At 35.5% G+C, this 25,177-nt stretch carries 29 protein-coding genes and 1 other annotated feature; of the genes, 3 read left to right on the top strand and 26 right to left on the bottom strand.

What is annotated here, in order from left to right:
* Positions 1–10 precede the first annotated feature (10 nt).
* Genes EQ827_RS03690 through EQ827_RS03700 form a run of 3 tightly spaced genes read right to left on the bottom strand, consistent with a single transcriptional unit; the run spans position 11 to position 1,434 of the window.
* On the bottom strand, positions 11–700 hold the full coding sequence (locus tag EQ827_RS03690; RefSeq protein ID WP_181189635.1) for a 5'-methylthioadenosine/adenosylhomocysteine nucleosidase: 690 nt from the start codon (positions 698–700) through the stop codon (positions 11–13).
* Between the two features lie 13 nt (positions 701–713).
* Complete coding sequence (locus EQ827_RS03695; RefSeq protein WP_181189636.1) at positions 714–887, bottom strand: hypothetical protein; 174 nt, start codon at positions 885–887, stop codon at positions 714–716.
* A complete protein-coding gene (locus EQ827_RS03700) occupies positions 877–1,434 on the bottom strand; it encodes an NUDIX hydrolase (protein WP_181189637.1) in 558 nt (185 codons plus the stop codon). Before EQ827_RS03700 ends, EQ827_RS03695 begins: the two co-directional genes overlap by 11 nt.
* An 85-nt stretch (positions 1,435–1,519) precedes the next feature.
* On the opposite strand from EQ827_RS03700, the gene EQ827_RS03705 reads away from it, so the two are divergent.
* Complete coding sequence (locus tag EQ827_RS03705; RefSeq protein ID WP_181189638.1) at positions 1,520–1,966, top strand: DUF3290 domain-containing protein; 447 nt, start codon at positions 1,520–1,522, stop codon at positions 1,964–1,966.
* 11 nt (positions 1,967–1,977) lie between these two features.
* The gene (locus EQ827_RS03710; protein ID WP_181189639.1) at positions 1,978–2,616 is read left to right on the top strand and encodes a DUF421 domain-containing protein; all 639 of its coding nucleotides are present in this window, start codon (positions 1,978–1,980) and stop codon (positions 2,614–2,616) included.
* 139 nt (positions 2,617–2,755) lie between these two features.
* Here the strand turns inward: EQ827_RS03710 and EQ827_RS03715 are convergent, their stop codons facing one another.
* From EQ827_RS03715 to rsmH, 15 genes are all read right to left on the bottom strand, one after another.
* Positions 2,756–2,962: a cold-shock protein gene (locus EQ827_RS03715; RefSeq protein ID WP_181189640.1), complete on the bottom strand. Its 207-nt coding sequence runs from the start codon at positions 2,960–2,962 to the stop codon at positions 2,756–2,758.
* A 6-nt stretch (positions 2,963–2,968) separates the two neighbouring features.
* Positions 2,969–5,746, bottom strand: coding sequence for an isoleucine--tRNA ligase (gene ileS, locus EQ827_RS03720; protein WP_181189641.1), 2,778 nt, complete (start codon positions 5,744–5,746; stop codon positions 2,969–2,971).
* A gap of 174 nt (positions 5,747–5,920) precedes the next feature.
* Entirely contained in the window at positions 5,921–6,604 is a 684-nt protein-coding gene (locus tag EQ827_RS03725; RefSeq protein ID WP_181189642.1) for a DivIVA domain-containing protein, read from the bottom strand.
* 18 nt (positions 6,605–6,622) lie between these two features.
* Positions 6,623–7,384: a YlmH family RNA-binding protein gene (locus tag EQ827_RS03730; protein WP_181189643.1), complete on the bottom strand. Its 762-nt coding sequence runs from the start codon at positions 7,382–7,384 to the stop codon at positions 6,623–6,625.
* A 12-nt stretch (positions 7,385–7,396) separates the two neighbouring features.
* On the bottom strand, positions 7,397–7,660 hold the full coding sequence (locus EQ827_RS03735; protein WP_309109335.1) for a YggT family protein: 264 nt from the start codon (positions 7,658–7,660) through the stop codon (positions 7,397–7,399).
* Positions 7,661–7,676: 16 nt separating this feature from the next.
* Entirely contained in the window at positions 7,677–8,063 is a 387-nt protein-coding gene (locus EQ827_RS03740) for a cell division protein SepF (protein ID WP_181189644.1), read from the bottom strand.
* Positions 8,064–8,074: 11 nt separating this feature from the next.
* Entirely contained in the window at positions 8,075–9,265 is a 1,191-nt protein-coding gene (ftsZ, locus tag EQ827_RS03745) for a cell division protein FtsZ (protein WP_181189645.1), read from the bottom strand.
* 39 nt (positions 9,266–9,304) lie between these two features.
* A complete protein-coding gene (gene ftsA / locus EQ827_RS03750) occupies positions 9,305–10,612 on the bottom strand; it encodes a cell division protein FtsA (protein WP_181189646.1) in 1,308 nt (435 codons plus the stop codon).
* A gap of 86 nt (positions 10,613–10,698) precedes the next feature.
* Positions 10,699–11,499, bottom strand: coding sequence for a cell division protein FtsQ/DivIB (locus EQ827_RS03755; protein ID WP_181189647.1), 801 nt, complete (start codon positions 11,497–11,499; stop codon positions 10,699–10,701).
* Positions 11,500–11,502: 3 nt separating this feature from the next.
* Positions 11,503–12,606 carry an undecaprenyldiphospho-muramoylpentapeptide beta-N-acetylglucosaminyltransferase gene (murG, locus tag EQ827_RS03760; protein ID WP_181189648.1) on the bottom strand — a complete coding sequence of 368 codons (1,104 nt, stop codon included), beginning with the start codon at positions 12,604–12,606 and terminating at the stop codon, positions 11,503–11,505.
* Positions 12,607–12,608: 2 nt separating this feature from the next.
* Positions 12,609–13,973, bottom strand: a complete 1,365-nt coding sequence (gene murD, locus EQ827_RS03765) for a UDP-N-acetylmuramoyl-L-alanine--D-glutamate ligase (RefSeq protein WP_181189649.1) — start codon at positions 13,971–13,973, stop codon at positions 12,609–12,611.
* An 11-nt stretch (positions 13,974–13,984) separates the two neighbouring features.
* The gene (gene mraY, locus EQ827_RS03770) at positions 13,985–14,950 is read right to left on the bottom strand and encodes a phospho-N-acetylmuramoyl-pentapeptide-transferase (RefSeq protein ID WP_181189650.1); all 966 of its coding nucleotides are present in this window, start codon (positions 14,948–14,950) and stop codon (positions 13,985–13,987) included.
* Positions 14,951–14,968: 18 nt separating this feature from the next.
* Positions 14,969–17,122, bottom strand: coding sequence for a penicillin-binding transpeptidase domain-containing protein (locus EQ827_RS03775; protein WP_181189651.1), 2,154 nt, complete (start codon positions 17,120–17,122; stop codon positions 14,969–14,971).
* Positions 17,119–17,502 carry a hypothetical protein gene (locus EQ827_RS03780; protein ID WP_181189652.1) on the bottom strand — a complete coding sequence of 128 codons (384 nt, stop codon included), beginning with the start codon at positions 17,500–17,502 and terminating at the stop codon, positions 17,119–17,121. Before EQ827_RS03780 ends, EQ827_RS03775 begins: the two co-directional genes overlap by 4 nt.
* Positions 17,503–17,524: 22 nt before the next feature.
* Positions 17,525–18,463, bottom strand: coding sequence for a 16S rRNA (cytosine(1402)-N(4))-methyltransferase RsmH (gene rsmH, locus EQ827_RS03785; protein ID WP_181189653.1), 939 nt, complete (start codon positions 18,461–18,463; stop codon positions 17,525–17,527).
* 522 nt (positions 18,464–18,985) lie between these two features.
* Here rsmH and EQ827_RS03790 point away from each other — a divergent pair.
* Positions 18,986–19,105, top strand: a complete 120-nt coding sequence (locus EQ827_RS03790) for a DUF4044 domain-containing protein (RefSeq protein ID WP_309109336.1) — start codon at positions 18,986–18,988, stop codon at positions 19,103–19,105.
* Between the two features lie 136 nt (positions 19,106–19,241).
* Here the strand turns inward: EQ827_RS03790 and EQ827_RS03795 are convergent, their stop codons facing one another.
* From EQ827_RS03795 to mreB, 8 genes are all read right to left on the bottom strand, one after another.
* Positions 19,242–20,033, bottom strand: a complete 792-nt coding sequence (locus EQ827_RS03795) for an amino acid ABC transporter substrate-binding protein (RefSeq protein WP_181189654.1) — start codon at positions 20,031–20,033, stop codon at positions 19,242–19,244.
* Entirely contained in the window at positions 20,030–20,659 is a 630-nt protein-coding gene (locus EQ827_RS03800) for an amino acid ABC transporter ATP-binding protein (protein ID WP_181189665.1), read from the bottom strand. Before EQ827_RS03800 ends, EQ827_RS03795 begins: the two co-directional genes overlap by 4 nt.
* 10 nt (positions 20,660–20,669) lie before the next feature.
* Positions 20,670–21,311 carry an amino acid ABC transporter permease gene (locus EQ827_RS03805; RefSeq protein WP_181189655.1) on the bottom strand — a complete coding sequence of 214 codons (642 nt, stop codon included), beginning with the start codon at positions 21,309–21,311 and terminating at the stop codon, positions 20,670–20,672.
* Between the two features lie 63 nt (positions 21,312–21,374).
* Positions 21,375–21,589 (bottom strand) — a binding site (T-box leader).
* Positions 21,590–21,603: 14 nt separating this feature from the next.
* Entirely contained in the window at positions 21,604–22,413 is an 810-nt protein-coding gene (gene minD / locus EQ827_RS03810) for a septum site-determining protein MinD (protein WP_181189656.1), read from the bottom strand.
* A 10-nt stretch (positions 22,414–22,423) separates the two neighbouring features.
* Positions 22,424–23,089 (bottom strand): septum site-determining protein MinC, encoded by a 666-nt coding sequence (locus EQ827_RS03815; protein ID WP_181189657.1) that lies wholly within the window; start codon positions 23,087–23,089, stop codon positions 22,424–22,426.
* Positions 23,090–23,104: 15 nt separating this feature from the next.
* The gene (gene mreD / locus EQ827_RS03820) at positions 23,105–23,635 is read right to left on the bottom strand and encodes a rod shape-determining protein MreD (RefSeq protein WP_181189658.1); all 531 of its coding nucleotides are present in this window, start codon (positions 23,633–23,635) and stop codon (positions 23,105–23,107) included.
* Positions 23,628–24,488, bottom strand: a complete 861-nt coding sequence (gene mreC, locus EQ827_RS03825) for a rod shape-determining protein MreC (RefSeq protein WP_181189659.1) — start codon at positions 24,486–24,488, stop codon at positions 23,628–23,630. Before mreC ends, mreD begins: the two co-directional genes overlap by 8 nt.
* 44 nt (positions 24,489–24,532) lie before the next feature.
* Positions 24,533–25,177, bottom strand: a 645-nt coding sequence (mreB, locus tag EQ827_RS03830; RefSeq protein ID WP_181189660.1) for a rod shape-determining protein MreB, incomplete at its 5' end; no start/stop codon positions are given.

Raw genomic sequence — 25,177 nt, forward strand, 5'->3', positions numbered from 1 at the left:
CTTCAAAATCTTAATTGTTATCCATAAAGTTTAATAACATCTGTACCGATCTTTCACCAGCATCACGGACGAATTCATCAAAGGATACATCTGCTTGCTCATCACCTACATCACTCATAGCTCTAATAATGACAAAAGGTACTTTAAATTGGGTAGCAACTTGAGCCACTGCTGCTCCCTCCATTTCTACGGATAGCGCTTCGGGAAAATGTCTTAAAATTTGGGATATTTGCTGTTGACTATTAATAAATTGATCTCCAGAAACAATCAAGCCCACATGACTATGTTGGTTAACAACTGCACCTGCTTCTACAATTTGATTAATTAAGTTGCGGTCACTTTCAAAATAAAGCGGTCGTTGAGGCAATTGTCCCCATGCATAACCCGATGGCGTTACATCGACATCATGATAAGCAACCTTAGAGGAAATAACCACATCACCTACACTTAAATTTTTGCCAATGCCCGCAGCTGAACCGGTATTTATAATTACATCCGGCAAATAATGGTCACATAAAATCGTTGATACCATCCCGGCTTGTACTTTGCCTATACCACTTTGAGCAACAAATAATTGGTGCCCACTATACAGACCAGTGCTAATTTCAATTCCAGCTACTTTATCTACTGCTACTTGATCCATTGATTTTTTTAATAAACCGATTTCTTCTTCCATCGCTACAATAACTGCAATTCTCATTTAATCAAATCTCCTAAACTAAAAATAAAATTAAATACGTGATTATTATTAAAACCACAACTACTAAAATAGCTTTATCGAGCCAGTGTTGCAAGTGCTTTGATTGGTCCTGAATTGTTAAATCAGACTGCTTAGACCGTTGTAAACGTCGAGAAGCAGTTATATCATCGTCCTTATTAGCCGTCATATTGCCCCTTCATTCGCAAATTCTGCCAAAATAAGATTGCCATTAAGGTCTTGGCATCACAAATATTACCTGCTTCTATTTGCGCTTGCACTTCACCCCACGTTAATAAATGAACATTGAGAAATTCGTCCTCATCTAAAGGCCGTTTATGTTCTACCTTATTTAACTGCGTTGCTAAAAATAAAGTTAAATATTCATCCGTAAAACCAGGCGAAGAATAAAAACCGCTAATTTTTTTTAAATCATTGCATTGATAACCTGTCTCTTCGTTCAATTCGCGCAAAGCTTCTGTTTGGAGATTATTTTGGTGAGGTTCAATTTTACCAGCCGGAATTTCTAAGGTTGTTTTTTGCATCGGCTCGCGCCACTGCTCCACCAATAATAGGCGCTTATCCATCAAGGCCAGTACAGCAACTGCCCCATGATGATGGACAATCTCCCGATGTGCAGTCTGTCCATTAGGCAATAAAACTTGTTCTAAATCTAAATTAATAACTTTGCCAGTAAATATTCGTTTACTGTTTATTAACTTTTCTTTAACTTCCATCAAAAGCTCCTTTACTAATTCTTGCAGTCAGCAATTTTTTTAATGTTATAATAACAATGTAATTATATTATGCTGGAGGTTACAAATGACTAATTTTTATACTTATCAATTTTTAACCCGCCAACCAAGTCGAGTCAATGCTATTATTTGGACCGTATTTTTTATCTTGGTGCTGGTTACTATCATATCTTTATTTTTATTTTTACGCCACCGCGATGATGGAAAATATCGTGAATTGACTATTATTACTATCTTGTGCTTATTATTAACAATCACCATTCAATATGATCAATGGAATCAGAATAAAAGCAGTCGCGCCAATAACGGTCAAGTTGCCAGTTTAATTAAACGCATGGCTTATGACCGGCACTTAAGTGTTAATGATATTTATTCTAATTCAACTAATTTAAAAGATGGCATGCTGATTAAAGTTAAAGATGCGGTTTACGAGGTGGAATTAAATTCTGACAATTCTAGTTTTCAACTACATCCGGCACATCTTACTAATCCCAAAATAAATTTGATTAAATAGGAGTAAAGTTTATGACATTTTATTGGCAAACATTTTTAAAATTTTTAATGGGCTTTTTTGCAATGGTCATTCAGATTAATCTTTTAGGAAAATCAAATCTTGCTCCTAGTAACGTCATTGATCAAATGCAAAATTTCGTTTTAGGTGGCATTATTGGTGGCGTCATTTATAATACATCTATCACCCTTTTACAATTTTTTATTGTTTTAATTATTTGGACTCTAGTAGTATTTACCACCAAGTTTTTAACTAATCACAGTAGCTGGGTTAAAAAATTTATTGATGGCAAACCTTCAATAATTATTTCTGATGGTAAAGTCTTGTCCAGTAAAGCCACCCAAAATGGTTTATCAGCTCATGATTTAGCGTTTAAATTGCGTCAAGCTGGCATTAATGACTTAGATGATATTGACAAAGCTGTCTGGGAAGAAAATGGACAGATTACCTTCACTAGCAAAAAAGATCTCAAAGCACAATTTCCAATTATTATGGATGGTGAAATTGATCCCCTCGCTCTAAATTATACCAATCATGACGAGAAATGGGTTACTGAACAAATCAAAAAGCAGGGTTATAGTATTAATGACATCTACTTAGCGTTTTTGAGCAATAACGGCTTAAAAATTTTTCCTTATGGTATTAAAGAATAATGTAATTACTTATTTGAATTGGGGCATAATTAACTCTAAGCTTGCAACTGACGTCTAGTTTTAACAATTTATTAAACAACAATAAGAAGCGGGAACAAATCTTGTTCCCGCTTCTTATTGTTAAATTTAATAATTAAGGTTAATCAGTAACTACTGTTAAATTAACTGCCTGTGGACCTCTAAAACCATTAGCAATTGCAAAATCTACTTTTTGACCAGCTTGTAAAGAACGATATCCTGCACTTTGAACTGCTGAAAAGTGAACAAAAATAGTCTCATTATTTTCGCTAATAATTTCACCTATGCCCTTATTGTCATCAAATTTTTTAACTCTTCCTGTAATCATTTTTACCTACTTTTCTAAGCCTTCGCTTAAAGCTTCTGGATAATTTTCACGAATGATTTTTGCACAACGAGTACATAGATTAGGAAAAGCTGCATCAGTGCCTACATCTTCTTTAGTCATCCAACAACGTTGACAAACTTGTCCTGGAGCATGTTCTATTTGAACCTGAACATTATCATATTGATCAGAATTACTTAATTCACTAGAACTAACTTGGAACTTGGAAACAATCAATAATTGCGCTACGTTGGTATTTAATTGTTCTAATAACTGCCGTAATTCTGCTTGTGGATAGACAGTCACTGCAGCCTCCAAGGATTTACCAATTAGTTTAGCATCCCGTGCTTTTTCTAGAGATTTCAAAACATCATCACGGAATTTCATAAATTCTTGCCACTGCTGCAAAATTTGTTCAGCTTGTGGGTAATTCTGGACAGCCGGCATATCCGTTAATTGAACATAATCTTCTGGTTCTTTAAGTTGCTGCCAAACTTGTTCCATTGTATGGGGCAAGATTGGGGTTAATAACTTCGCCAAAACCACCGTTGCATTGTACATCACAGTCTGCATTTGCCGCCGCGCTAAAGAGTCAGGAGCATCGATATACACCACATCTTTAGCAAAATCTAAATAAAATGCTGACATATCATTGGTCAAAAAGCTCACAATGGCTTTATAAATAGTAGCAAAATCAAAATCAGCAAAGGCTTGTTCAACTTGTGCAACTAACTTATCTAATTTTACCATTAAAAATTTATCTACTGAACGTAAATTATCAAAGTCAATACTATGAATTTGAGGATCAAAATCACTGGTATTAGCTAACATAAAACGAAGAGTATTACGAATCTTACGGTAAGTTTCGGAAACTTGCTTGAAAGTTTCTACAGAAACAGGTACATCTGAACTCGTATCAACCGAAGCTACCCATAGACGAATAATTTCAGCTCCAAACTGGCGTTCAATATCGCTAGGAACAATAACATTACCTAAGGATTTACTCATTTTATGGCCTTTGCCGTCCAATGTAAAACCTTGTGAGAGCAACTGTCTATAAGGAGCAACACCATTAACTGCTACAGACGTAATTAAACTGGAATTAAACCAGCCACGGTATTGATCAGAACCCTCAAGATACATATCAGCTGGAAAACTTAAATCTGACCGTGTTCGCAGCGTATATTGGTGAGAAGATCCTGAATCAAACCAAACATCTAAAATATCTGTTTCCTTGGTAAATTTACCGTTAGGACTGCCTGGATGACTAAAACCTTCAGGTAAAAGTTCATTTGCAGTTCTTTCAAACCAAACATTAGAACCATATTTTTCAAATAAATCAGCTACATGCAAAATTGTCTCTTGAGTCATAATTGCTGTACCATCTTCAGCATAGAAAATTGGCATCGGCACGCCCCAAACACGTTGACGCGAAATAACCCAATCTCCACGATCCTTAATCATATTATAAAGTCGCGTCTTACCCCAAGCTGGTTTAAACTTAACAGCATTAATTTGTTTTAAAATATCTTCACGAATAGGTTCAATAGAAGCAAACCATTGCGGAGTAGACCGGAAGATAACTGGTTTTTTCGTTCGCCAATCATGAGGGTAACTATGAGTAAAGAAGTCTAACTTGAGCATTAGGCCCTTTCCTTCCAAGATTTTAGTTACCTTCTTATTAGCATCCTCATAAAACATTCCTTCAAATCCGGGAGCTTCTGCCGTTAAACAGCCATGATCATCAACTGGAGAGAGCACTTCTAACTTATATTTTTGTCCGACAACAAAGTCATCATTACCTAAGCCAGGTGCTGTATGAACTAAACCTGTACCATCATCTAAAGTAACATGATTGCCTAAAATCACTAAAGAATCGCGGTCATAAAATGGATGTTTAGCAACTATATACTCCATTTTCTGTCCCTTAAATTCTTTAAGAACTTCCCAATCAGACCATCCTAAAGTCTGTGCTAAAAATTCAATGCGTTCACTTGCAACAACATATTTAGTGCCTTGAACCTTGATTAATGAATAACTAAATCGTGGATTAACACAAATAGCCACATTGGCCGGTAAAGTCCAAGGAGTAGTAGTCCAAATAACCATATAAGCATCATTATCAATTAAGCCCTTACCATCCTTAACGGGAAATGCGACATACAATGATGGTGATTTAATGTCTTTATATTCAACCTCGGCTTCCGCCAAAGTTGATTCTGAGGAAGGTGACCAATAAACTGGTTTTTTGCCGCGATAAATTAAACCCCTATCTACCATCTTAGCAAAAACGCGAATTTCTTCAGCCTCATATCTTGGAAGCAGAGTTAGATAAGGATTGTCCCAATCCGCCGATACACCTAGACGCTTAAAATCAGAGCGTTGCTTATCAACCTCATGCATTGCATAGTCATAACATAACTTCCGATATTCAACTACATCCATCTCTTTGCGCTTAACACCTTGTTTGGCGAGTTCTTGTTCAATTGGCAAACCATGAGTATCCCAACCAGGAACAAAAGGTGCTCGATAACCTAGCATCGATTTCGAGCGAGTTACAATATCTTTACTAATTTTATTTAAAGCATGGCCCATATGGATGTTACCATTAGCATAGGGCGGTCCATCATGAAGAATAAAAGTTGGTAAGTCTTTATTTAAAGCTTGACGGCGCTGATAAATCTGCTTTTCTTCCCATTCTTGTTGCCATTCTGGTTCTTTAGTAGGCAAATTCCCTCGCATTGGGAATTTTGTTTTACCAACATTTAATGTTTCTTTGATTCTCATAAGCAATACCTCCTAAAAATAAAAAAACGCCCTTGATTAGGACGAATTACTCGTTATACCACCCAAAAAACAGTAGATTAGTACTATTTAATTAATTAGAAAACGATAAACTTTTCTCAGAGCCTTGTTGGACTTCCACCATACTCCAACTCGCTAAAAGGTTAAAAAAAGTTGTTATTTTTCTAGTTTAGTGTGATTATCTTGATTATCAACATTTTGTGGTCGCTTGTCAACATTTTTTTCTGATGAATTTTTAATCACTAAATCATCATCTTCTAATTTTACTTTATCGGCAAACTGATTTAAGCGGGCTAAATAGCTTTGACATTCAGCTTGGATGCTCTGCATAATTTTTTCTTCACCATCATTAATTAATTCTTGCCAAGAATTTGAATTAATTAATTTTTGTTGTGATTCGATGACATTTTGTAAATTCTTGTAGTCTCTCCGAACACTTTGATTAATTTGGCTGCTTTGTTCAATAATCGTTTGAGCTTCTTTTTCAGCTTCTTGAACAATCTGACGTGCTTTCTTAATCGCTTCATTAACCATTCGTTCTGTGTTCAAACGTGTTTGTGTCATTAAAGAATTAGCCTGAACATCGGCTTGATTTTTCACCTGATCAGCAGCATTTTGGGCCACAATAATCGCTTCATTGACAGTATTTTGTAGTTCATTAAAATATGATATTTGAGTCTGAGCTTCTTTTAAATCATGTGCTAATTGCTGATTTTTTTTAATCAATACATTATAATCCGCAATAACTTGATTTAAAAAATTATCAACTTCATCTTTGTCATAACCGCGTAATTGTGAACCAAAATCCTTTTCTTGAATATCCTTTGGTGTCAAAGCCATCCTTCTAACCTCCATTAATTAATGCCGAAATATTCGTAAGTATAATTTATTTTTATGCGCTGTTGTTTGACCTAAATAATCTAATATTGTTAAGCGCCCCCACCCACGACAACTAATTGAATCTCCAATTGTAACTAAGTAATCCGTCCGGTGCTCCGATTCCCAATTAACAAAAACTCGACCAGATTTTATCAACTCTTGGACTTGATTGCGAGAATGCTTGAAGGCTGCCGCAATTACTGTATCTAAACGCATTGAAACACTGATGATTGTTTCATTAGTAAAATCATTTTTGACTGCTAATAACTGTTCTTGAGGCTGGGGCTGAACCTGAACCTTACTAGAACCAATTTGCGTAACCTCTTGTTTCAATACATTAGTAAAAGATTTTTCAGCCAAAAATTGCCAGCGTTGCCCATCAGTAATGATATCACCAAAAATTGCTCTTTCTAAACCCAGATGAGCTAACTTACCCAATATTTGATAATGCTGCAACTTATTAAATTTAGGATTAAAAATGATTTCAAATAATTGAATTTCAAAGCTTTGCTGCGTGACTTCGAAATAATCAGGAGTTAATAGCAAACGCTGTCGCTCTGCATGCGGATAGCCTCCATAATGATACATATTAATATCATCACTCTGACTGGCAACTAATTCTTGAGCTAATAGCAGTTCATGAGGATTCAAAAATGGACTTAGTTTTGAAGCATAATAAGTCTGAACATAATTAATCATAGCACTTATTTGGGTGTTGATATGATTTCTTGTTAACTGCAAAATCTTCGCCTCTTAAAAAATTCCACTAATAAATCGCTCTATAAATTCTAAAACTATTAAAGCAAAAATTGGCGAAAAACTAATGCCAAAAATGGGGGGAATAAAACGATCAAATATAGATAAAAACGGGTTAACTATTTTCCCCAGCCACACCCCTAATTTAGAGGTTGCTGCGCCTGGAAGCCAACTCATCAAACAATAAATAACAATAAGCCATTTATAAAGATCAAATAACTCTATTATAATTATCGGCAAACCATTAATAACATTAGCCACAAAATCAAATCCTCATCTATTCTGTAAAATTATCAGTTTCGGTATCAATTTGAAAATTAGCGGGGGTATATAAAAATACATTCTCGTCAACACGACTAACGTCACCGTTAATCGCAAAAACTGTGCCTGTTAAAAAGTCAGTAATACGACGCATTTGCTCTTCATTAACTTTTCTAAGATTAACTAAAACTGCCCGATTATTAAGCAAATCTTTAGCAATTTCCTTAGCATCACCATAGCGTTTGGGATCTACCACTTTAATTTCACTACGTTGAGCATTATGAGGCTGCATTGCTACTATATTATTCTTGCGTACAGGATCCTTATCATTAGAAGGTTCTTCCGGCTCATAGTCTTCATCATCATTCATGCCAAAAAAATTGGCTAATTTATCAAATGCCATAATTATCTCCCCTATCTCTTAGGATGGTGTCTTAAAAATGGTGGCATTGTATCTTCATCATCATTGTCATCATCATTTAAAACATCCGATTGATTAAAAATATCAAATTTACTGGCTGGTTTGGAAATATTCTTATTGGAAGTTTCAGGATGACTGCCAACCCCCCAAGGATTTACTTCTTTATCAATCGGATTAGATGGTGAAATTTTCTCTGGTGTAATTTTGGGTTTAGGTTTTACTTTAGTCTGTGGACGATCATCATCAATTCCAGTAGCAATAACAGTTACACGGACTTCGTCTCCCAAATTTTCATCCATTGATGTTCCAAAAATAATATTCACGTCTTCACTAGTAGCTTGTGAAACTACATTAGCAGATTCATTAGCCTCAAATAACGATAAATCAGGTCCTCCGGTAATATTGAGCAAGACCTGTTTAGCTCCGTCAATAGAAACTTCTAAAAGTGGTGAAGAGATAGCCTTTTTTGTAGCTTCAACAATTCTATTTTCGCCATTAGCGGCCCCAATACCCATCAAAGCAGAGCCTTGATCAGACATAACTGTTTTAATATCCGCAAAATCAAGATTAACAAAACCTGGTGAGGTAATCAAATCAGAAATCCCCTGAACTCCTTGACGTAAAACATCATCAGCTACGTGTAAAGCTTCATTCATAGGCGTCTTTTTATCCACAATTTCTAGTAAGCGATTGTTGGCTATTACTACTAGAGTATCTACATGTTGCTTTAATTCCTCAATACCCTTATCAGCATAACTGGAGCGCTTAGGACCCTCAAACATAAAAGGACGGGTTACTACTCCGACAGTTAAAGCTCCAGAATCTTTTGCCACCCGAGCAATTACTGGAGCTGCTCCTGTGCCAGTACCACCGCCCATTCCAGCTGTGATAAAAATCATGTCTGACTCCTTTAATAAGTCAGAAATAACATCTTCACTTTCTTCCGCGGCCTTTTGCCCCACATCTGGATCAGAACCAGCTCCCAATCCACGTGTTAATTTCGGTCCTAATTGTAGACGTGTATCTGCTTGGGAAAGATCTAAAGCCTGCATATCAGTGTTTGCCGCAATAAATTCGACGCCCTTGATATTTTCTTCTACCATTCGATTAACAGCATTACCGCCTGCTCCACCAACGCCGATAACTTTAATTACTGCTTTTGTTTTTTCTGTTGAATTTTCCATATTAATTAAATCCTCCTGCTTTAACCGCTCGTTTATATCTTAGTCAAAGAATTTTTTCCAAAAATTCTTAAATTTTTCTCCCATCGGCGTTACATCTTTGTTGGAACTGTTATCCAGACTATCAGTTTCAGGTTGATTAATTGGAATATTAGCCTGAGTAGATCCTGTTCTTGGTGAAGGTGTATATTGGTGAATCACATCATGGGCCAAGATATCTAACTCGCTTAAGCTTTGTGCATAAGAAACCAAACCTAAACTTTCTGAAAACGCAGGGTGCCGTAATCCCATTTGTTTTGGGATAAAGATTTTTACTTTGGCGCCAAAAACTTGTTGAGCTAACTTGTCTACACCATCCATTTCGGCTAAACCACCAGTAATAATAACTCCTCCAGGCAGTTCAAAGGCGTTAACAGCAACTAAGCGCTTTTGTAAGCGCTCAAAGATTTGCTGAACACGGGCCGCAATAATTTCTGATAAATATTTGCTCGAAACAGACTGCGGTTCATCATGGCCTACAACTTCCACTGGAAATTCTTCCACATCAGAAGCTGTTTGCACATCTACTGTTCCATAGTAACGTTGTAATTTAGCAGCATTAGCAATAGTTGTATTTAAAACCACTGAAATATCATGAACTACTAAATTACCACCTTCAGGGTCAACAGTAGAAAATTTCAACTTGCGATCATGAATCACAGATGCACTACTTTGACCGCCGCCCAAATCAACAATAATAGCACCAAAATTTTTTTCACCATCATCTAAAGCAACTTGACTTAAAGCTGCAGGTGCCAACACCTCATGTACAATATTGAGCCCTGCCCGCTCAACAGCTTTAACAATGTTATGAACTATCGACTTAGGCAAAGAATATAAAATACCGTTAAATTCCAGGCGTGAACCAATCATGCCCCGCGGATCTTTAATATTTTTAAAACCATCAACACTAAAGTCATTAGGAATTAGGGCAACATATTCTTGTTCAGCAGGCAAGGTTTGCATTAAAGAAGCACTCATCACCTGTTGAACATCATCATCTTCAATTTCTTTAGTTTGGCTACCTAATGCAATGGTTCCCTGGCATGAAGAAATCTGTACACCATTAGCAGGTAGTCCAACTACGATATCATGAACCTCTGTGTTAGATTGCGACGCAGCTTTCTTAACAGCTTCTCTGATCGCCTCAGATGCTTTATCAATATCAACAATAACCCCCCGATTCATTCCTTTAGAATGTGCACTGCCGATACCTATAACATTTATTTGCCCTTTAGCAACATTAGCAACTACAACTTTCATTGCTGTAGTGCCAATATCTAAGCTTACTATTATCATCGAATCATCCATAAAGCGATCCCCCTGATTGCTTTGGTACACTTATTTCAATCTTACCATTTAAATGATAACACAAAAACTAGTGTTAAAAAATTGTCCTATTTATTTTTCTTAGGAAAAGAATAGGAATACGCGCCTAATTCTAAATTAACAATTCCTTTTGTTGGCATTTGTTGAACTATTTGAGGATAATAGCGCAACTTATTTTTTAAGGTGCGTACATCTCCTACCACCATATTGCCATCATTCATATACAACGTAATTCGATAAGGATGTTTAGAATTAGTCTTTTTTTGGCCATGAATTTCCGAAATGTCATTACGTAACTTAGGAGATAATTTTAAATATAACTGTACAAATTTACTTAGTGAAGTTTTATTACCAAAATCTTGATATACTGGAAAATTACCAATTGGCTGTTGCAGTTTAGAAGGTACAACACGACTATTTTCCAAAACGCGATAATAACCATTATTATGCAGCAAAAATCCTACTGTTTGATATTCTTTTACATTAATTTGTAAATGATTAAATTTTGTATAAGAATAGTTAACATTTTTAACTAATGGAACTTGCCGCTTAATTTTTTGGCAAATAATTTTTTGGCGCAGTAGGGTACTAACCACTAATGATTCATTATTAATACCTGAAGCATTAATAATTTGTTGTTCACCTAAATAATTAACCCCGGTAACCGATATTTGAGCTACATGTCCTAAGGGTGAAAATAAGTAACCAATTCCAGCAATTAAAATTACCAGAAAAATTATAAAATAACTTTTAACATTGGACGCCGATAATTTAAAGAGACGTTTGAATTTCTTATGCTTTTTTCTTACCTTAGGATGTTTAAAATTATTATCCAAAAAAATTAAATTATTACGTTTTTTTTGATTCATAAATTAGCTCACCGTGGATATTAAATCTTCTAAAACTGTAATAAGACGATCACTAGCGTCTACAACTCCTAATTTTCGCGCATTTTGCGCTAGTTGCTGCTGTAAAGCATGATTTGACAATACTTCATCTATCATTTTTACTAATTTATCACTTGTGAGCTGCTTTTCAGCAATCATTAAGGCTGCCTGTTTCTTAACTAAGGCTTGAGCATTTTTAGTTTGATGATCATGAGTTACATAAGGACTCGGAATAAAAATACAAGGCACTCCCAAAGCGGTTAGTTCCGCAATTGAGGTAGCACCACTACGGCCAACTACTAAAGAAACGTCTGGCAAAATTGCTGGCATATCATCAATATAAGGAACAATTTTTAGATTAGCAGCCAGCTGATGCGGTTTTATTTGTGCTAAAACTTGTTCATAATGAACTTTTCCAGTAACAAATAATACTTGATAATCTTTTTGAGATAAATGAGGTAGTGCTTGCACGACTACCCTATTGATTGGTGCAGCTCCTCGGCTGCCACCAAAAATCATAACAGTTGGCACTTTAACCTGTAAATCAAATTCTGTTAGACGCTGATTATCTTTCAACCCGGCCACTTCTTGAGCACGGGGATTACCAGTAAAAACTAATTTATTTTTTTCATTAAATTGATCAGTCACATCATCAAACGCATAGGCAATTTTATCAACAAAATGGCCCAAAAATTTATTAGTTAGACCTGCAACGGAATTTTGTTCGTGAATGACAGTAGGCACTCCTAATAAATGTGCCGCAAATACTACAGAACTAGAGACATAGCCGCCGGTTCCTAATACAACATCCGGTTGAAATTCTCGCACAATTTGTTTTGATTTTTTTATACTACTTAAGAACAAATTCAATGTTTGAATATTATCCCAACTTAAGCGACGCTTAAATCCTTGTAGCTTTAAAGCTTGAAAATCAATATTTTCTTTGGTAATAATTTGTTCTTCTAAACCGGATTTAGTACCAACATATAATACCTTGTCCAACAGCTGCCGCTGCTGCAGGCGTTTAATTAATGCTAGAGCTGGATAAATATGGCCGCCCGTACCACCACCAGATACAATAATTTTCATATTTAGCCACCTAATTTTTCGATATCACGTAAGAAACGATCGCCACGCTCTTCAAAAGTTTTAAACTGATCCCAACTAGCTGCAGCTGGTGATAGTAGCAACACATCTCCCTGCGTGGTTAAATCCCAAGCCGCTGGAACTGCCTCATCTAAAGTATTTACTAATTTAATCGTCTTAATGCCCGCCTTTTGAGCGGCACTAGCCATTAAGTGTTTAGTCTCACCGTATAAAACAATTGCTTTCACCTTTTTTAAAGGTGTCACCAAATCGTCAAAAGTAAAACCCCGATCAAGACCGCCAGCTATTAAAACAATTGGCTGGGAAAAAGCTTGTAAAGCCACTGTCGTTGCTTCCATATTAGTGGCTTTTGAGTCATTATAAATCAAACGTCCAGCTAATTTTTTGACAAATTGCATCCGATGTTTAACTCCCTTAAAGGTGGTCAAAATGTGGCGTATATCGGTATTCGATTTGCCACAAATCTTAGCTACCGCAATTGCCGCTAAATAGTTTTCAATATTATGCTGGCCCACTAAAGCCAAATCAGCAGTATCAATTATACGTTCATCCTTAAAATACAGGGCGTCATCTTTTTGATAAGCGCCAGTTTGCGTATAATTTAAGCGTGAAAAAGGTATAATTTGTGCAGAAGTCTGCTGAGCTAAATTTCTCCATTCTGCTTGATCAAAATTTACCACAAAATAATCGCTCGCAGTTTGATTTTTAGTAATATTCATTTTGGCTTTGATATAATTAGCGCGAGTTTTATGGTAATCCAAGTGGGCTTCATAAATATTAGTTAAAACTGCAATTTTTGGACGTAATTTAGTAATTCCCATTAATTGAAAACTCGACATCTCCACAACAATATCATCATTAGCTTGAGCTTTTTGGGCTACTTCAACCGCAGAAATTCCAATATTGCCAGCCTTATAAGCATGCCCAGATACTCTATTTTGGTCTAAGATAAGTTGAATTAAAGTAGTAGTTGTTGTTTTACCGTTGGTACCTGTAACACAGATAAACGGGGCTTGGGAAATTTCATAAGCCAATTCTGGTTCTGTAATAATTGGTATTTTTCGCAGCATAGCTGCTTTAATTAATGGATTATCATAAGAAATACCCGGATTTTTGACAATTAATTTAAATCCTTGATCTAATAATGATAACGGGTGCGAACCACTAATTACTTGAACCCCTAATTCTTTCAATGCTACGACTTGCGGATTATCAGCGGCCAATTTTTGGTGATCATTAACCGTTACTTGAGCACCCAATTTTTGTAATAACTTGGCGGCATGAAAACCACTTTTAGCTAAACCAACTACTAATACTTTTTGATTTTGATAATCAGGCACAAACTTCATTATTTTACTTCCTATCCTACAAAGATTAATAAATAACTAATACTTGCTAATAAACCAACTAACCAAAAGGTAGTTACAACTTTCCATTCGGACCAACCAGACATTTCAAAATGATGATGAATCGGCGACATTTTAAAAACTCGCTTTCCTGTAGCCTTAAATACAGAAACTTGGATAATTACACTAGCAGTTTCTACCACAAAAACAATTCCAATCCATAGTAAGGACCATGGATTACCTAGTAAAATTGCAATTGCCGCTAATCCAGCTCCTAAAGCTAAAGAACCAACATCCCCCATAAAGATTTTAGCTGGCTTATGATTAAAAATGATAAATCCCAGCATAGCTCCACAAACAGTCAAACAAATCAGTAAAATATCATTATTTTGCTGGACATAAGCAAGATAGGCATAAGTAGCATACGCAATCAAACTCAAGCCGCACACCAAACCATCTAAGCCATCAGTTAAATTCACAGCATTGGAAAAACCAATTAGCCAAAACATTATAAAAAATACAAAAATGATAGTCGAATGTAAAATCCAAGGACCAATTTGTAAATCAATAGGTAAATGATTGTAATAATATAAAGCAGCAAAGACTACTGCAAAAAGTAGCTGTAATAGTGATTTTTGCCAAGCATATAATCCTAAATTGCGATTATTTTTTAACTTAATAAAATCATCTAAAAATCCAATTAAACCAAATAAAAACAGCATTAAGGATATCAACAGCAATACAATAGTATATAAATCATTATAAGACCCTGTCCAGATAATAGTTGCCATAATCGCAATTAAAAAAATTACCCCGCCCATCGTAGGCGTACCTGCTTTATAAACTTGCCATTTAGGTCCTTCTTCACGAATTTGCTGACCTTCTTTATGACTTAGCATCATTTTAATAAAAAGTGGCATTAATAATACAACAATTAAAAAGCTGCTAACAAGCGGCCATAAAAAATTCACGTTCTCCATTGGTTAACTTCCTCGCTATTAATTAAGATTTATTTCGATTTGTTTAACATTATTGAGGACTGTACCAGCACTTATATTTTGCTGAACAGCAAATCCTTGTCCCTTTAAGACAATCTTTTTCCCCGTAATTTCTGACAACTTAAGTAGATCATTTTTAGACCAGCCGGTAACATCTGGCATTGTCATTGCACCATTAGTTAATAAGACCACCCGCTGATTGACCAAAATTTTAGAATTGGCAGTTGGCAGTTGTTGTACGACCGTTCCACCAGTACCAATAACTCCTAAATTAAGTTGCTGTGCTTGCAGTTTTTGTTGAGCTGCAGCTACAGATTGACCTGTCACGTCTTTTAAAAGTATCGTCTGGGGAGAAGATTTAACATTTTCTATTGTACCGGTTCCGAGTAAACGTTGCATCATTGGATTAAAAATTTCCGACAAAATTTTTTCTGCAGAAGTATCCATATTTTGTGGCTGCTGCATAGTAATATACACTAAATATTTAGGATTGCTAGCAGGAGCTAAGCCAGCAACTGAATAAATATAACTATTGCCTCCAGTTAAATAACCACCGTTAGCTCCTGCTATTTGGGCAGTTCCAGTTTTGACTGCAATGTCTTGACCGTCAATATTATAAACTGTACCCGTTCCATATTTTTTTTGTACAACATCTCGCATTGCATCTAGAACTTTATTAGCAGTGGTTGCAGAAACTGGTTGGGAGATTTTTTGTACTTTATTTTTAATAATTTTGCCACTATTTGGATCTTCTATCTGTGAAACAATTCTGGGCTTCATCATCTTACCATGATTACCAATTGCCCCTAAAGCCTGAAGCATCTGTACACCTGTAACGTCCACACTTTGTCCAAAAGCCGTAATAGCTTGATCAGATAAATGTTGAAAATTAATATTTCCGGACACTTCCCCAGGTAAAGTAATATTAGTTTTTTGACCAATATGAAATTTTTTTAAATATTTTAACCAGGTGTTTGCTCCCATTTGCTGTTCTAAAAAGACCATTCCAACATTACTAGAGCGTACAAAAGCTTGTTCTAAAGGAATATCGCCCCATCCGCTTTGATTCCAGTCCTTAACTACTCGGCCTCCGATATTTATCGCACCAGAATGATAATATTGATTAGGATTATAGTGATGCGATTCAATCGCTGCAGCTAAAGTCATCACTTTCATAACTGAACCTGGTTCAAATTGATCTTGCACATTAATGTTTCTCCAAGCATTATTCAATCCTACTTTAGTTGTGGGATCAAAAGTTGGTCGCTGTGTAATTGCCAAAATATCACCAGTTTTAGGATTAGTAACAAAAGCTTGCATTGAATGAGGCTGATATTTGTTATTTACTTGAGTAACCAATTGTTCTAAATAGTACTGATAGTTAGGATCAATAGTAGTATAAATATTTTTTCCTTGCCGGGGTGGTTTAGTTTTTTCGCGAGTCTTAGGTAGTGTATATCCCTGCGGGTCCACCCAACGAATAGAATAGCCATTCTTTCCTTGCAATTGGCGATTAAAGTACTGTTCTAAGCCCATACTGCCATTTAATAAATGTTTTTTACCCACATTTTGCATTTGGACTAAGCCGATAGTATTAGCCGCCATACTCCCATTAGGATAAGAGCGTGAAGGGGTCGAGTAAAAATAAATTCCTGGCAAATGATAACTTTCAATGGCTTTTTTTACATTTAGACTCAAATTGTCACCAGCATTACCAAATTCCACTTGAAATTGATTAATATTAGGCGTTAAAATTTGATAAATTTGCGTAGGGCTTAAAGCAATATATTTGCTTAAAACCTGAGCTACACGTTTTTTATCTGTAACATATAGAGGCTTTTTATTATTGCCTACATATTTTTTATCAATAACAGCATAAATCCGATAAGTCTTATCACTAAAAGCCAATTTTGAACCATCATAAGCATAAATTGTTCCACGTTGAGCCCATAAAGTTTTTTGGTGGCGATATTTTTTCGTAGTTCTTTGTGCTAGGTTAACACCACCAACATGACCGCTAACAGCAATATAGGTAAAACGTCCCATAAAATAAATAAAAAATAAGGCAATTACGCCCAGAAAGAATAATCCGATAATTCTTCGATCACGTCTTGCCTTTTTAATTATGTATTGCTGTTTTTTTGAATACTTCATTTTGAAATGTTCCTTATATTGTTTGGTTGCAAAGTAAAATGATGGTCATTCGCAATTTGTAATAAGCGGCTAGAACTACTTAGCTCACTAATTTCTTGACGTAAGGTGGAATTTTGCGCAATGATAGTTTGAGTTTGATTAGAGACATCTTGTATTTGCCGTTGTTTTTGAGCGTTGCTAGTTCTTAGGTTTACTAAAGACAACATTAAAAAAACAGCCACCAAGCCAATACAAATTAATAACCCCTTTTCTAACCCAGAAAAGGGCACTGCTTGTTTATTAATCGCAATGGCTTGCCGTACACTATTAGCTGGCTGTGATTTTTTTTGCGGACTTGCCACAGTATTTTGCTTTAAGTTCCTAGCAGTATTTTGTAACATGTTAAAATCCCCAATAACAATATTATAATTTTTGTGCTACGCGCAAATGGGCACTATGGGCTCGATGATTGTGATCCAATTCAGCCGCTGAAGGCAAAATTGGTTTTCTAGTGATTAACCGTAAAATTGGCTGTAAATCTGGCGGAATAACTGGCAAATCTCGTGGAACATTTACTTGAGATTTTTGTCTAAATAATTGCTTAACAATCCGATCCTCTAAAGACTGAAAAGTAATGACACTCAAATATCCTTGTGGTGATAACATTTTAATTGCAATTTGCAATGACCGTTCCAAAGCCTGTAATTCATCATTAACCGCAATCCGCAAAGCTTGAAAAACCTTTTTTGCTGGATGGCCCCCCTGACGTCTAGCAGGGGCTGGAATAGCTTGCTTGATAACTTCCACTAATTGAAAAGTGGTTGTGATTGGCATTTGCTGCCGTTTTTCTATAATTAAACGAGCAATTCTTTTAGAAAATTTTTCATCACCGTACTGGAAAAAAATTTGAACTAACTGTCCATAATCCCAATGATTGATAATATATTCAGCATCTAAAGCTTGAGACTGATCCATTCTCATATCTAAACGGGCATTATAGCGATAACTAAAGCCCCGCTTAGGATCATCAAATTGCGGTGAAGATACTCCTAAATCATAAATAATTCCATCAAATGTTGTTACTTGGCGCTGGAGAAGCTGTTCTTGTAAATCCTCAAAATTTGCTTGAATTAATTCTAAATAGTTATCAGTTTGTTGATTGGTCTGTAAAGCTAGCTGCTTGCCAGACTGAATAGCCGTTTGGTCGCGATCAAAAGCATAAACATGTAAATCATGTCCCTGGCTGAGTAAATATTGAGTATGACCTCCGCGTCCAAAAGTTGCATCGATGTACGTTCCGCCATTATGCACGTGCAGTGCATCAATTGCAGGAGCTAATAAAACTGTTTCATGCCGGAACATTAAACTAATTCCCTTCTTTGAATAAACTAAACTTTAATAACCTTCTGCAGTTACGTAATTATTGTTAAATTGTATCCAACTCAAACTTAAAGTTCAAATTCAGACTAGACGAATATACTAGAACACGTAAAATTAAAAATAATTAGTCGTGGTAGTTTTATTTCCATGGTTGTTATTATTTTAAAATAAATAAATAAACAGCCATCTACCCTCAGGCTAGAACACAATGACTGTCTATTTTTGTCGAAATGATGCTAAATAATGAATTTGCCTTGACGTTCAAATAATAGTAAAACACACCCATTCACAAACTAACCTTCTACTTTGAATGTTACCACAATCTTCCTCCTATAACCACTATTTACCAGCAATCCCAAACATTTTTTAAAAAAAAATTAACTTTACGTGATTTTAGCCTTCTATCCTTTCTAATAACACTTTGTACTCTTAATATCAGTAGAATGTATTTGCAATTTATTAACATTTCACGTAAGATAATTGCCAGAATAACTAACATTTAAGGTGATTAATTTGAAGAAAAAGAAAAGCGTCTTCACAAGAATAACACAGATATTTATTTGGCTAATGATTATTGTTATTATCATTGGGGCGGTTGCACAAGCCGTAATGGCTTTTATGTAATTATAGAAACAGTTCAAATTTTCAAATTTGAAGTAGCAAATAAACGTCCAGAATTGAAAAGCCTCGAAAAAAAGACCTGGGCAAATTTTTGTCCTGGCCTTTTGTTATTACATAAACACATATTAGATTTTAAAATTTATTGCGTAATATCCTTACCAAACCACTGTTCACTCAAGCTTTTTAATTGTCCAGTATCTTTCAAATGTTTTAAAGCCTGGTCAATTTGCTTTTGCAAAGCATAGTCATGTTTGCGCATTCCCACAGCAAAATTTTCACTACGATAAGGTGTAACTAAAATTTGATATTGGTGCTGTTGGCGATCGTGTTTCAAATAGTATTCCGCAAATACACGATCAATTAAAAAACCTTGAATACGGCCGGCTTTTAAGTCTAACATACCATTTTGAATATTATCATATTGAACTGGTGTCTGGTTACGAATAATATTTTTTAATATTTGTGGCTGCTGCATTAAATCTTCATAACCGGTTGATCCTGATTGCACACCGACTGTCTTATTTTGCAATTGTTTTAATGTGGTAATATGATCTGCTTTTTTCACAACTACTACCTGCTGATTTCGCAGATAGGGATGAGAAAAATAAACTTTAGCAGCCCGTTCAGGAGTTTTGGTATAACCATTCCAAATTAAATCAATCGTTCCATTGCGAAGTTCTGTTTCTTTCATAGACCAATCAATTGTTTGAAAAATAAGTTTGCGATGAATAACTTGACCAACCTTTTGGGCAACAGCAACATCAAATCCGGTTAATTTTCCAGCTGATGTTTGAAATCCCATAGGTACAAAGGAATCATCAATTCCAACTATCAATGCCTCTTTACTGGTGCCAACCCGCTGCCCATTGCTACAGGCACTTAGCCCAATTAAGAATAAAAATCCGAATAATATTATTAACTTTTTTTTCATGACTGTTGCTCCAATTTAAATATTTTATCAGACACTTCTTTGGCAAATTCCAAGTCATGGGTAACAACTAATTGAGTCTTACCAGACGCCTTAAATTGTTCTAATAATTCTGCCACTTGACCTTTACTAGTAGCATCTAACGCACTAGTTGGCTCATCGTAACAAAGTATTTTAGGCTGTAAAATTAAGGCTCGGGCAATGGCTACACGTTGTTTTTGCCCTCCTGATAGTTGATAAGGATATAAATTTCCCTTTTGATAAAGTCCTAAGGAATCAAGTAATTTTTTAGCCTTCTGCAAGACCTGTTCCTGATTTAATCCTTGCACTTGGATAGGTGCTAAAGTAATATTTTCTAAAACTGTTAAATTAGGAAATAAGCGGTAATCTTGAAAAACTACTCCAATGTCATTTTGCCGGTGGTTATGTGGATCAAATTGCTGACCATTAAGCAAGAACTGTCCTTGATCAACATCTTCTAAGCCAAGAATTGTTCGCAATAAAGTCGTTTTTCCCACACCGCTAGGACCTACTATTGATAAGATAGTATGAGGCTGAACTTGTAAATTAATATTTTGAAAAATTAATTGAGTATTAAAAGTCTTTGTTATATTAACTAATTCTAGAATAGGCTGTTGTTTATTCATAATATGAAAACCTCTGTTCAATTTTTGTCTGAATATAAGTTAAAATAGCCGTCATAGCTAAATAAATAATTCCTACTAATAGAAGGGGCAAGAGGGTCACATCACGAGCAGTTGCCACATTACCGGCCCGTAATAAATCACCGATTCCTAAAACATAAACTAAGGATGAATCTTTAATAAGATTAATAACTTCATTACCAATGGAAGGCAAGACAATCTTTAAAACTTGCGGCCAGACGATGAATCTGAAGGCTTGTAGACGACTTAATCCTAATACTGCCGCAGCTTCGCGCTGATCTTGGCTAACAGCTTGAAGCCCGCCCCGAAAAATTTCTGCAAAGTAAGCAGCATAATTAAGTGTAAAAGCTACTGCTGCCGCAGTAAAGCGTTCAAAGACAATTCCAATTGTCGGCAAACCATAAAAGATAAATATTAATTGTAATAATAAAGGAGTACCACGCATTAACCAGACATAGCAGCTTAATATCCACTTCAATGGTTTGACTTTACTTCTTAGCCCCCAGCTAAGAAGTACTCCTAAGGGAATTGATAAAATTAAAGTTATAGCGAATAATAATAAAGTTACCTTAGCCCCATTCAATAACGATGGTAAAATTTTCCCAATATACGTCATAATAATCACCTGACTATTCTAATTTATTTAAAAAAATAAAAAATCCTCTTGAGTAAATATACTCAAGAGGACGAATGCGATCGCGGTCCCACCTCAATTTATGCTCAGCTCACGCTAAAACAACTCTGGTAGTTATAAACTACTACTAGCTAACGGCAGTCACCGGATGGTATTACCCATCAACTCACAAGTGTGTTCTATGAAGGCATTAACTGTTTACAGCAACCACAGCTTCTCTAAAAATGTTCATTCATATCTATCTTGATCATTGTCATTTATTTTTAATTTATTTTTAATGATGGAACATACGATACCAAAAACCATTCTTCTTGTCAACACTTTTTTCCATATCTATTTCATTAAGAGGAATGTTTTCCCCTAAAATTCGATGTGCTAAATGAAAATATCCAACAGCAGCAGGATTATCAGATTGATTTGCAACTACAGACTGTCCCTTATTAGAAGTCGCAATGACCTCATCATCGTCCACGATCACTCCAATTAAGGGTACCGACAAGCGATCAACAATATTTTGAATATCCATCGATTTTCCATTTTGCAACATTTGGACGCGTACACGATTAATTACTAAATGCATTCCGTAGGGCAAATGTGCATCTTCTAGAAGACCTACCACGCGATCAGCATCACTAACAGCAGCAATTTCAGGAGTAGTGACAATCAAGGCACTATCTGCCACCGCAATGGCAGCTTTAAAGCCTCTTTCGATACCTGCAGGACAATCTAAAATAACAAAATCAAAAGCTGTTTTCAAATCTGTAATTATTTCACGCATGCGCTCGATATTTAAATTGCCCTGTGTAGCGCTTTGTGAAGCTGCTAAAAGATAAAGCCGATCTTCATAATTAGGATGTTGGACTAAAGCCTGAAATACATCTACCCTATTTTCAATTACATCAATCACATCATAAATAACCCGATCACTCAACCCTAAGATAGTATCCAAATTACGTAAGCCTACGTCTAAATCTACTACACAAATTCTTTTACCTGCGTGAACTAAGGCTAAACCTAAATTAGCAGCAGTAGTAGATTTGCCGACGCCACCCTTACCAGACGTCACTACGATTGAAGTTCCCATGGCTTTCTCCTTACTCTAATGTAATTTCACGGCGAGGTTTTATATCATGCAAATTAGTAATTTTATCTTCAGCGATAACATGTAAATCATTAATATAAAATAAAGAATGTTGCGTTAATTTAGGCTGATCCATATCTGCGACAATCTGAATTAAGTCACTAATTCTAATTTGACTAGCACGACGAATATTTCCAGTAATAATAGCATCATTGTTATCAGGATAACCCGCATGAATAATGCCATCAACTTGTCCAGCTACATAAATATCACCTTGAGCGCGAATTACTGCTCCTTTATGCACATTGCCTAAAAGCAACAAATTACCTTGATAATCAACTACCTTGCCTGAACGAATAATTCTTGTTTCAATATTTAAAAAACTACGATTTAACAATTGTTTAACTTTTTGACGACTCCAGACTTGACTGACTACTTGCTGAAGCTCAAAAATTGAAAATTTGGAAATTACTTTCTGAATTTGTTCAAGTTGCTCATCTTTTAGTAACCGATATTGTGTATCAAGTACAATGGGCGTCTTTTTTACAGACTTAGGCATCGTCTGCTTTAATTTTTCTAATAAACTTTTGAGTTCTACTAATGTTTGCGAAAAGCTCTCATCAGAATTAATTTCTAAATAATATTTATTGCCTTTCCCCTTTAACGTCACGCTTTTCACACTAATCCCCCTAAATTATTGCCACAGCCAATTAATTAGCTTAGTCATTGGAAAATACAAAACTAAAAAAATAATTGAATTGACTAATAACGTCGGTCCTAACCAATCTGTTATAAAACGAGTCATATCTACCAATGCCAAATTTAAAAATACCCCAATTATATATAAATATAGCATGGAAATAGTAAGGACAATGAAATACATACTCCATTCGAAAACAAACGACTCAGGTATATAACTCTGCACTGTTTGCACAACGATTACTGTTAATGGAAGGATAGTAGAATATAAGCCAAAAATTCTTGAGTAATAAGAATCATACAAAACTCCTAGTATCAAACTATACCAAAATAAGTGGTTGTCCTCTTTTTGATCGTGCAAGACCATTATTACTAATAATAATAACAATATTTGCAGTGAAACCTGAAAACTAGGTTTATTTAAATTAGTAAAAGTGCTTTTTAAAGAACCATCCAAAAAAAATCCTAACAGCAATATTATAAATTGACCAATATATTTTGCAGTTTTACTTTTTAAATCAACCATGTTCAACATCCCGACTAATAACAGTTACAATTGTAAAATTATTCAAATCTGTAGCAGGTTTAACATAAATAGATGAAACTAAACCATAATCGTCTTTTTTAATTTTTACTACTTTGCCTACATATAGCCCTCTTGGAGTAAGTCCGCCTAAACCAGAAGTGATAACTTTTTGTCCTGTCTTTACCTTATCAGCTGAAGCAACATTAGTCATTACTAATAAATTATCATCTTTGTCATAGCGGTCAATAATTCCGCTTGTATCATTACCACTATTTTTAGTAACTTCAACAGCAAATTTATTACTTAAAGATTTATCAGTAGAAATTAATCCCACCTTGGAATTGGTTTGATTAACTTCTACTACTCGACCCACTAATCCAGATCCGGACATTACTGGCATATCCTTCTTAACACCGGAAAGTGCGCCTTTATTAATTATTAAATAATTTTGCCAATTATTGGGAGAACGCGAAATTACAGAAGCTGTAATTTGATGATAATCAGTGAGAGTCTTATTTAATTTAACTTGCCGTTTAAGATCCTGATTTTCTTTTTTTAACGCACTAATTTGAGCTTTAGTTTGAGCCAAATCATCCAAATGAGCCTTTAAACGTCGGTTTTCCTGATAAGTATCAAACAGATTAGAAAAATTATCGCCGATATTGCGAACCCCATTAATTGGTAATGCAACAACATTACCAATAATACCTAAACCATCATTGCCTGCTTGATGAATAAAGGCAGGTTGGGACCTTCTTTTACTAAAAGTTAAAGAAGCTGTAATTGTCGAAATGATTACGATAATTACAACCATAAAAATAATTAACTTTTTATTTGAAAAAAAGTTACGCATGAAACCCTCCATTAAAGTAAAAAGGTGGGGGCTCCCCCACCCTTTTAGCGATGTTGTCGTATGACATCAAGATTTTTTAAAGATTCACCCGTACCAATGGCTACACAATCTAATGGATCTTGAGCCACAAAAACTGGAACTTTTGTAGAATCAGATATAACTTCGGAAAGGTTATTCAATAACGCGCCTCCGCCTGTTAAGACTATTCCATGATCAATAACATCAGCAGCAATCTCTGGAGAAGTTTCTTCTAAGGTTTCTTTGATGGCATTAACAATTTCTTCAATATCTTCATGAATAGCTTTAGCCACATCAACAGCCTTTAGATCGACAGTTTTAGGTAAACCTGTGACTAAATCTCGCCCACGAATACTCATGTTGGGTAAATCAACAGCCTTCTCAATTGAAGCAGAGCCAATTTCCATCTTTAGTTGTTCTGCGGTTCTTTCACCAATTAATAGATTGAATTCCTGACGTACATAAGCAATGATGGATTCATCAAACTTATCACCCGCCATTCTAATTGAGCGGCTCGAAACAATTCCCCCCAAAGAAATCGTGGCCACATCAGTCGTTCCGCCACCAATGTCCGCTACCATACTACCAGTAGGATCCATGACAGGCAAACCTGCTCCAATTGCGGCGGCAAAAGGCTCTTCAATTAAATATGCATCACGAGCCCTGTATCT

Origin of the sequence: Bombilactobacillus bombi (assembly GCF_013607485.1) — a bacterium.
GTDB classification, from domain to species: Bacteria; Bacillota; Bacilli; order Lactobacillales; family Lactobacillaceae; genus Bombilactobacillus; species Bombilactobacillus bombi_A.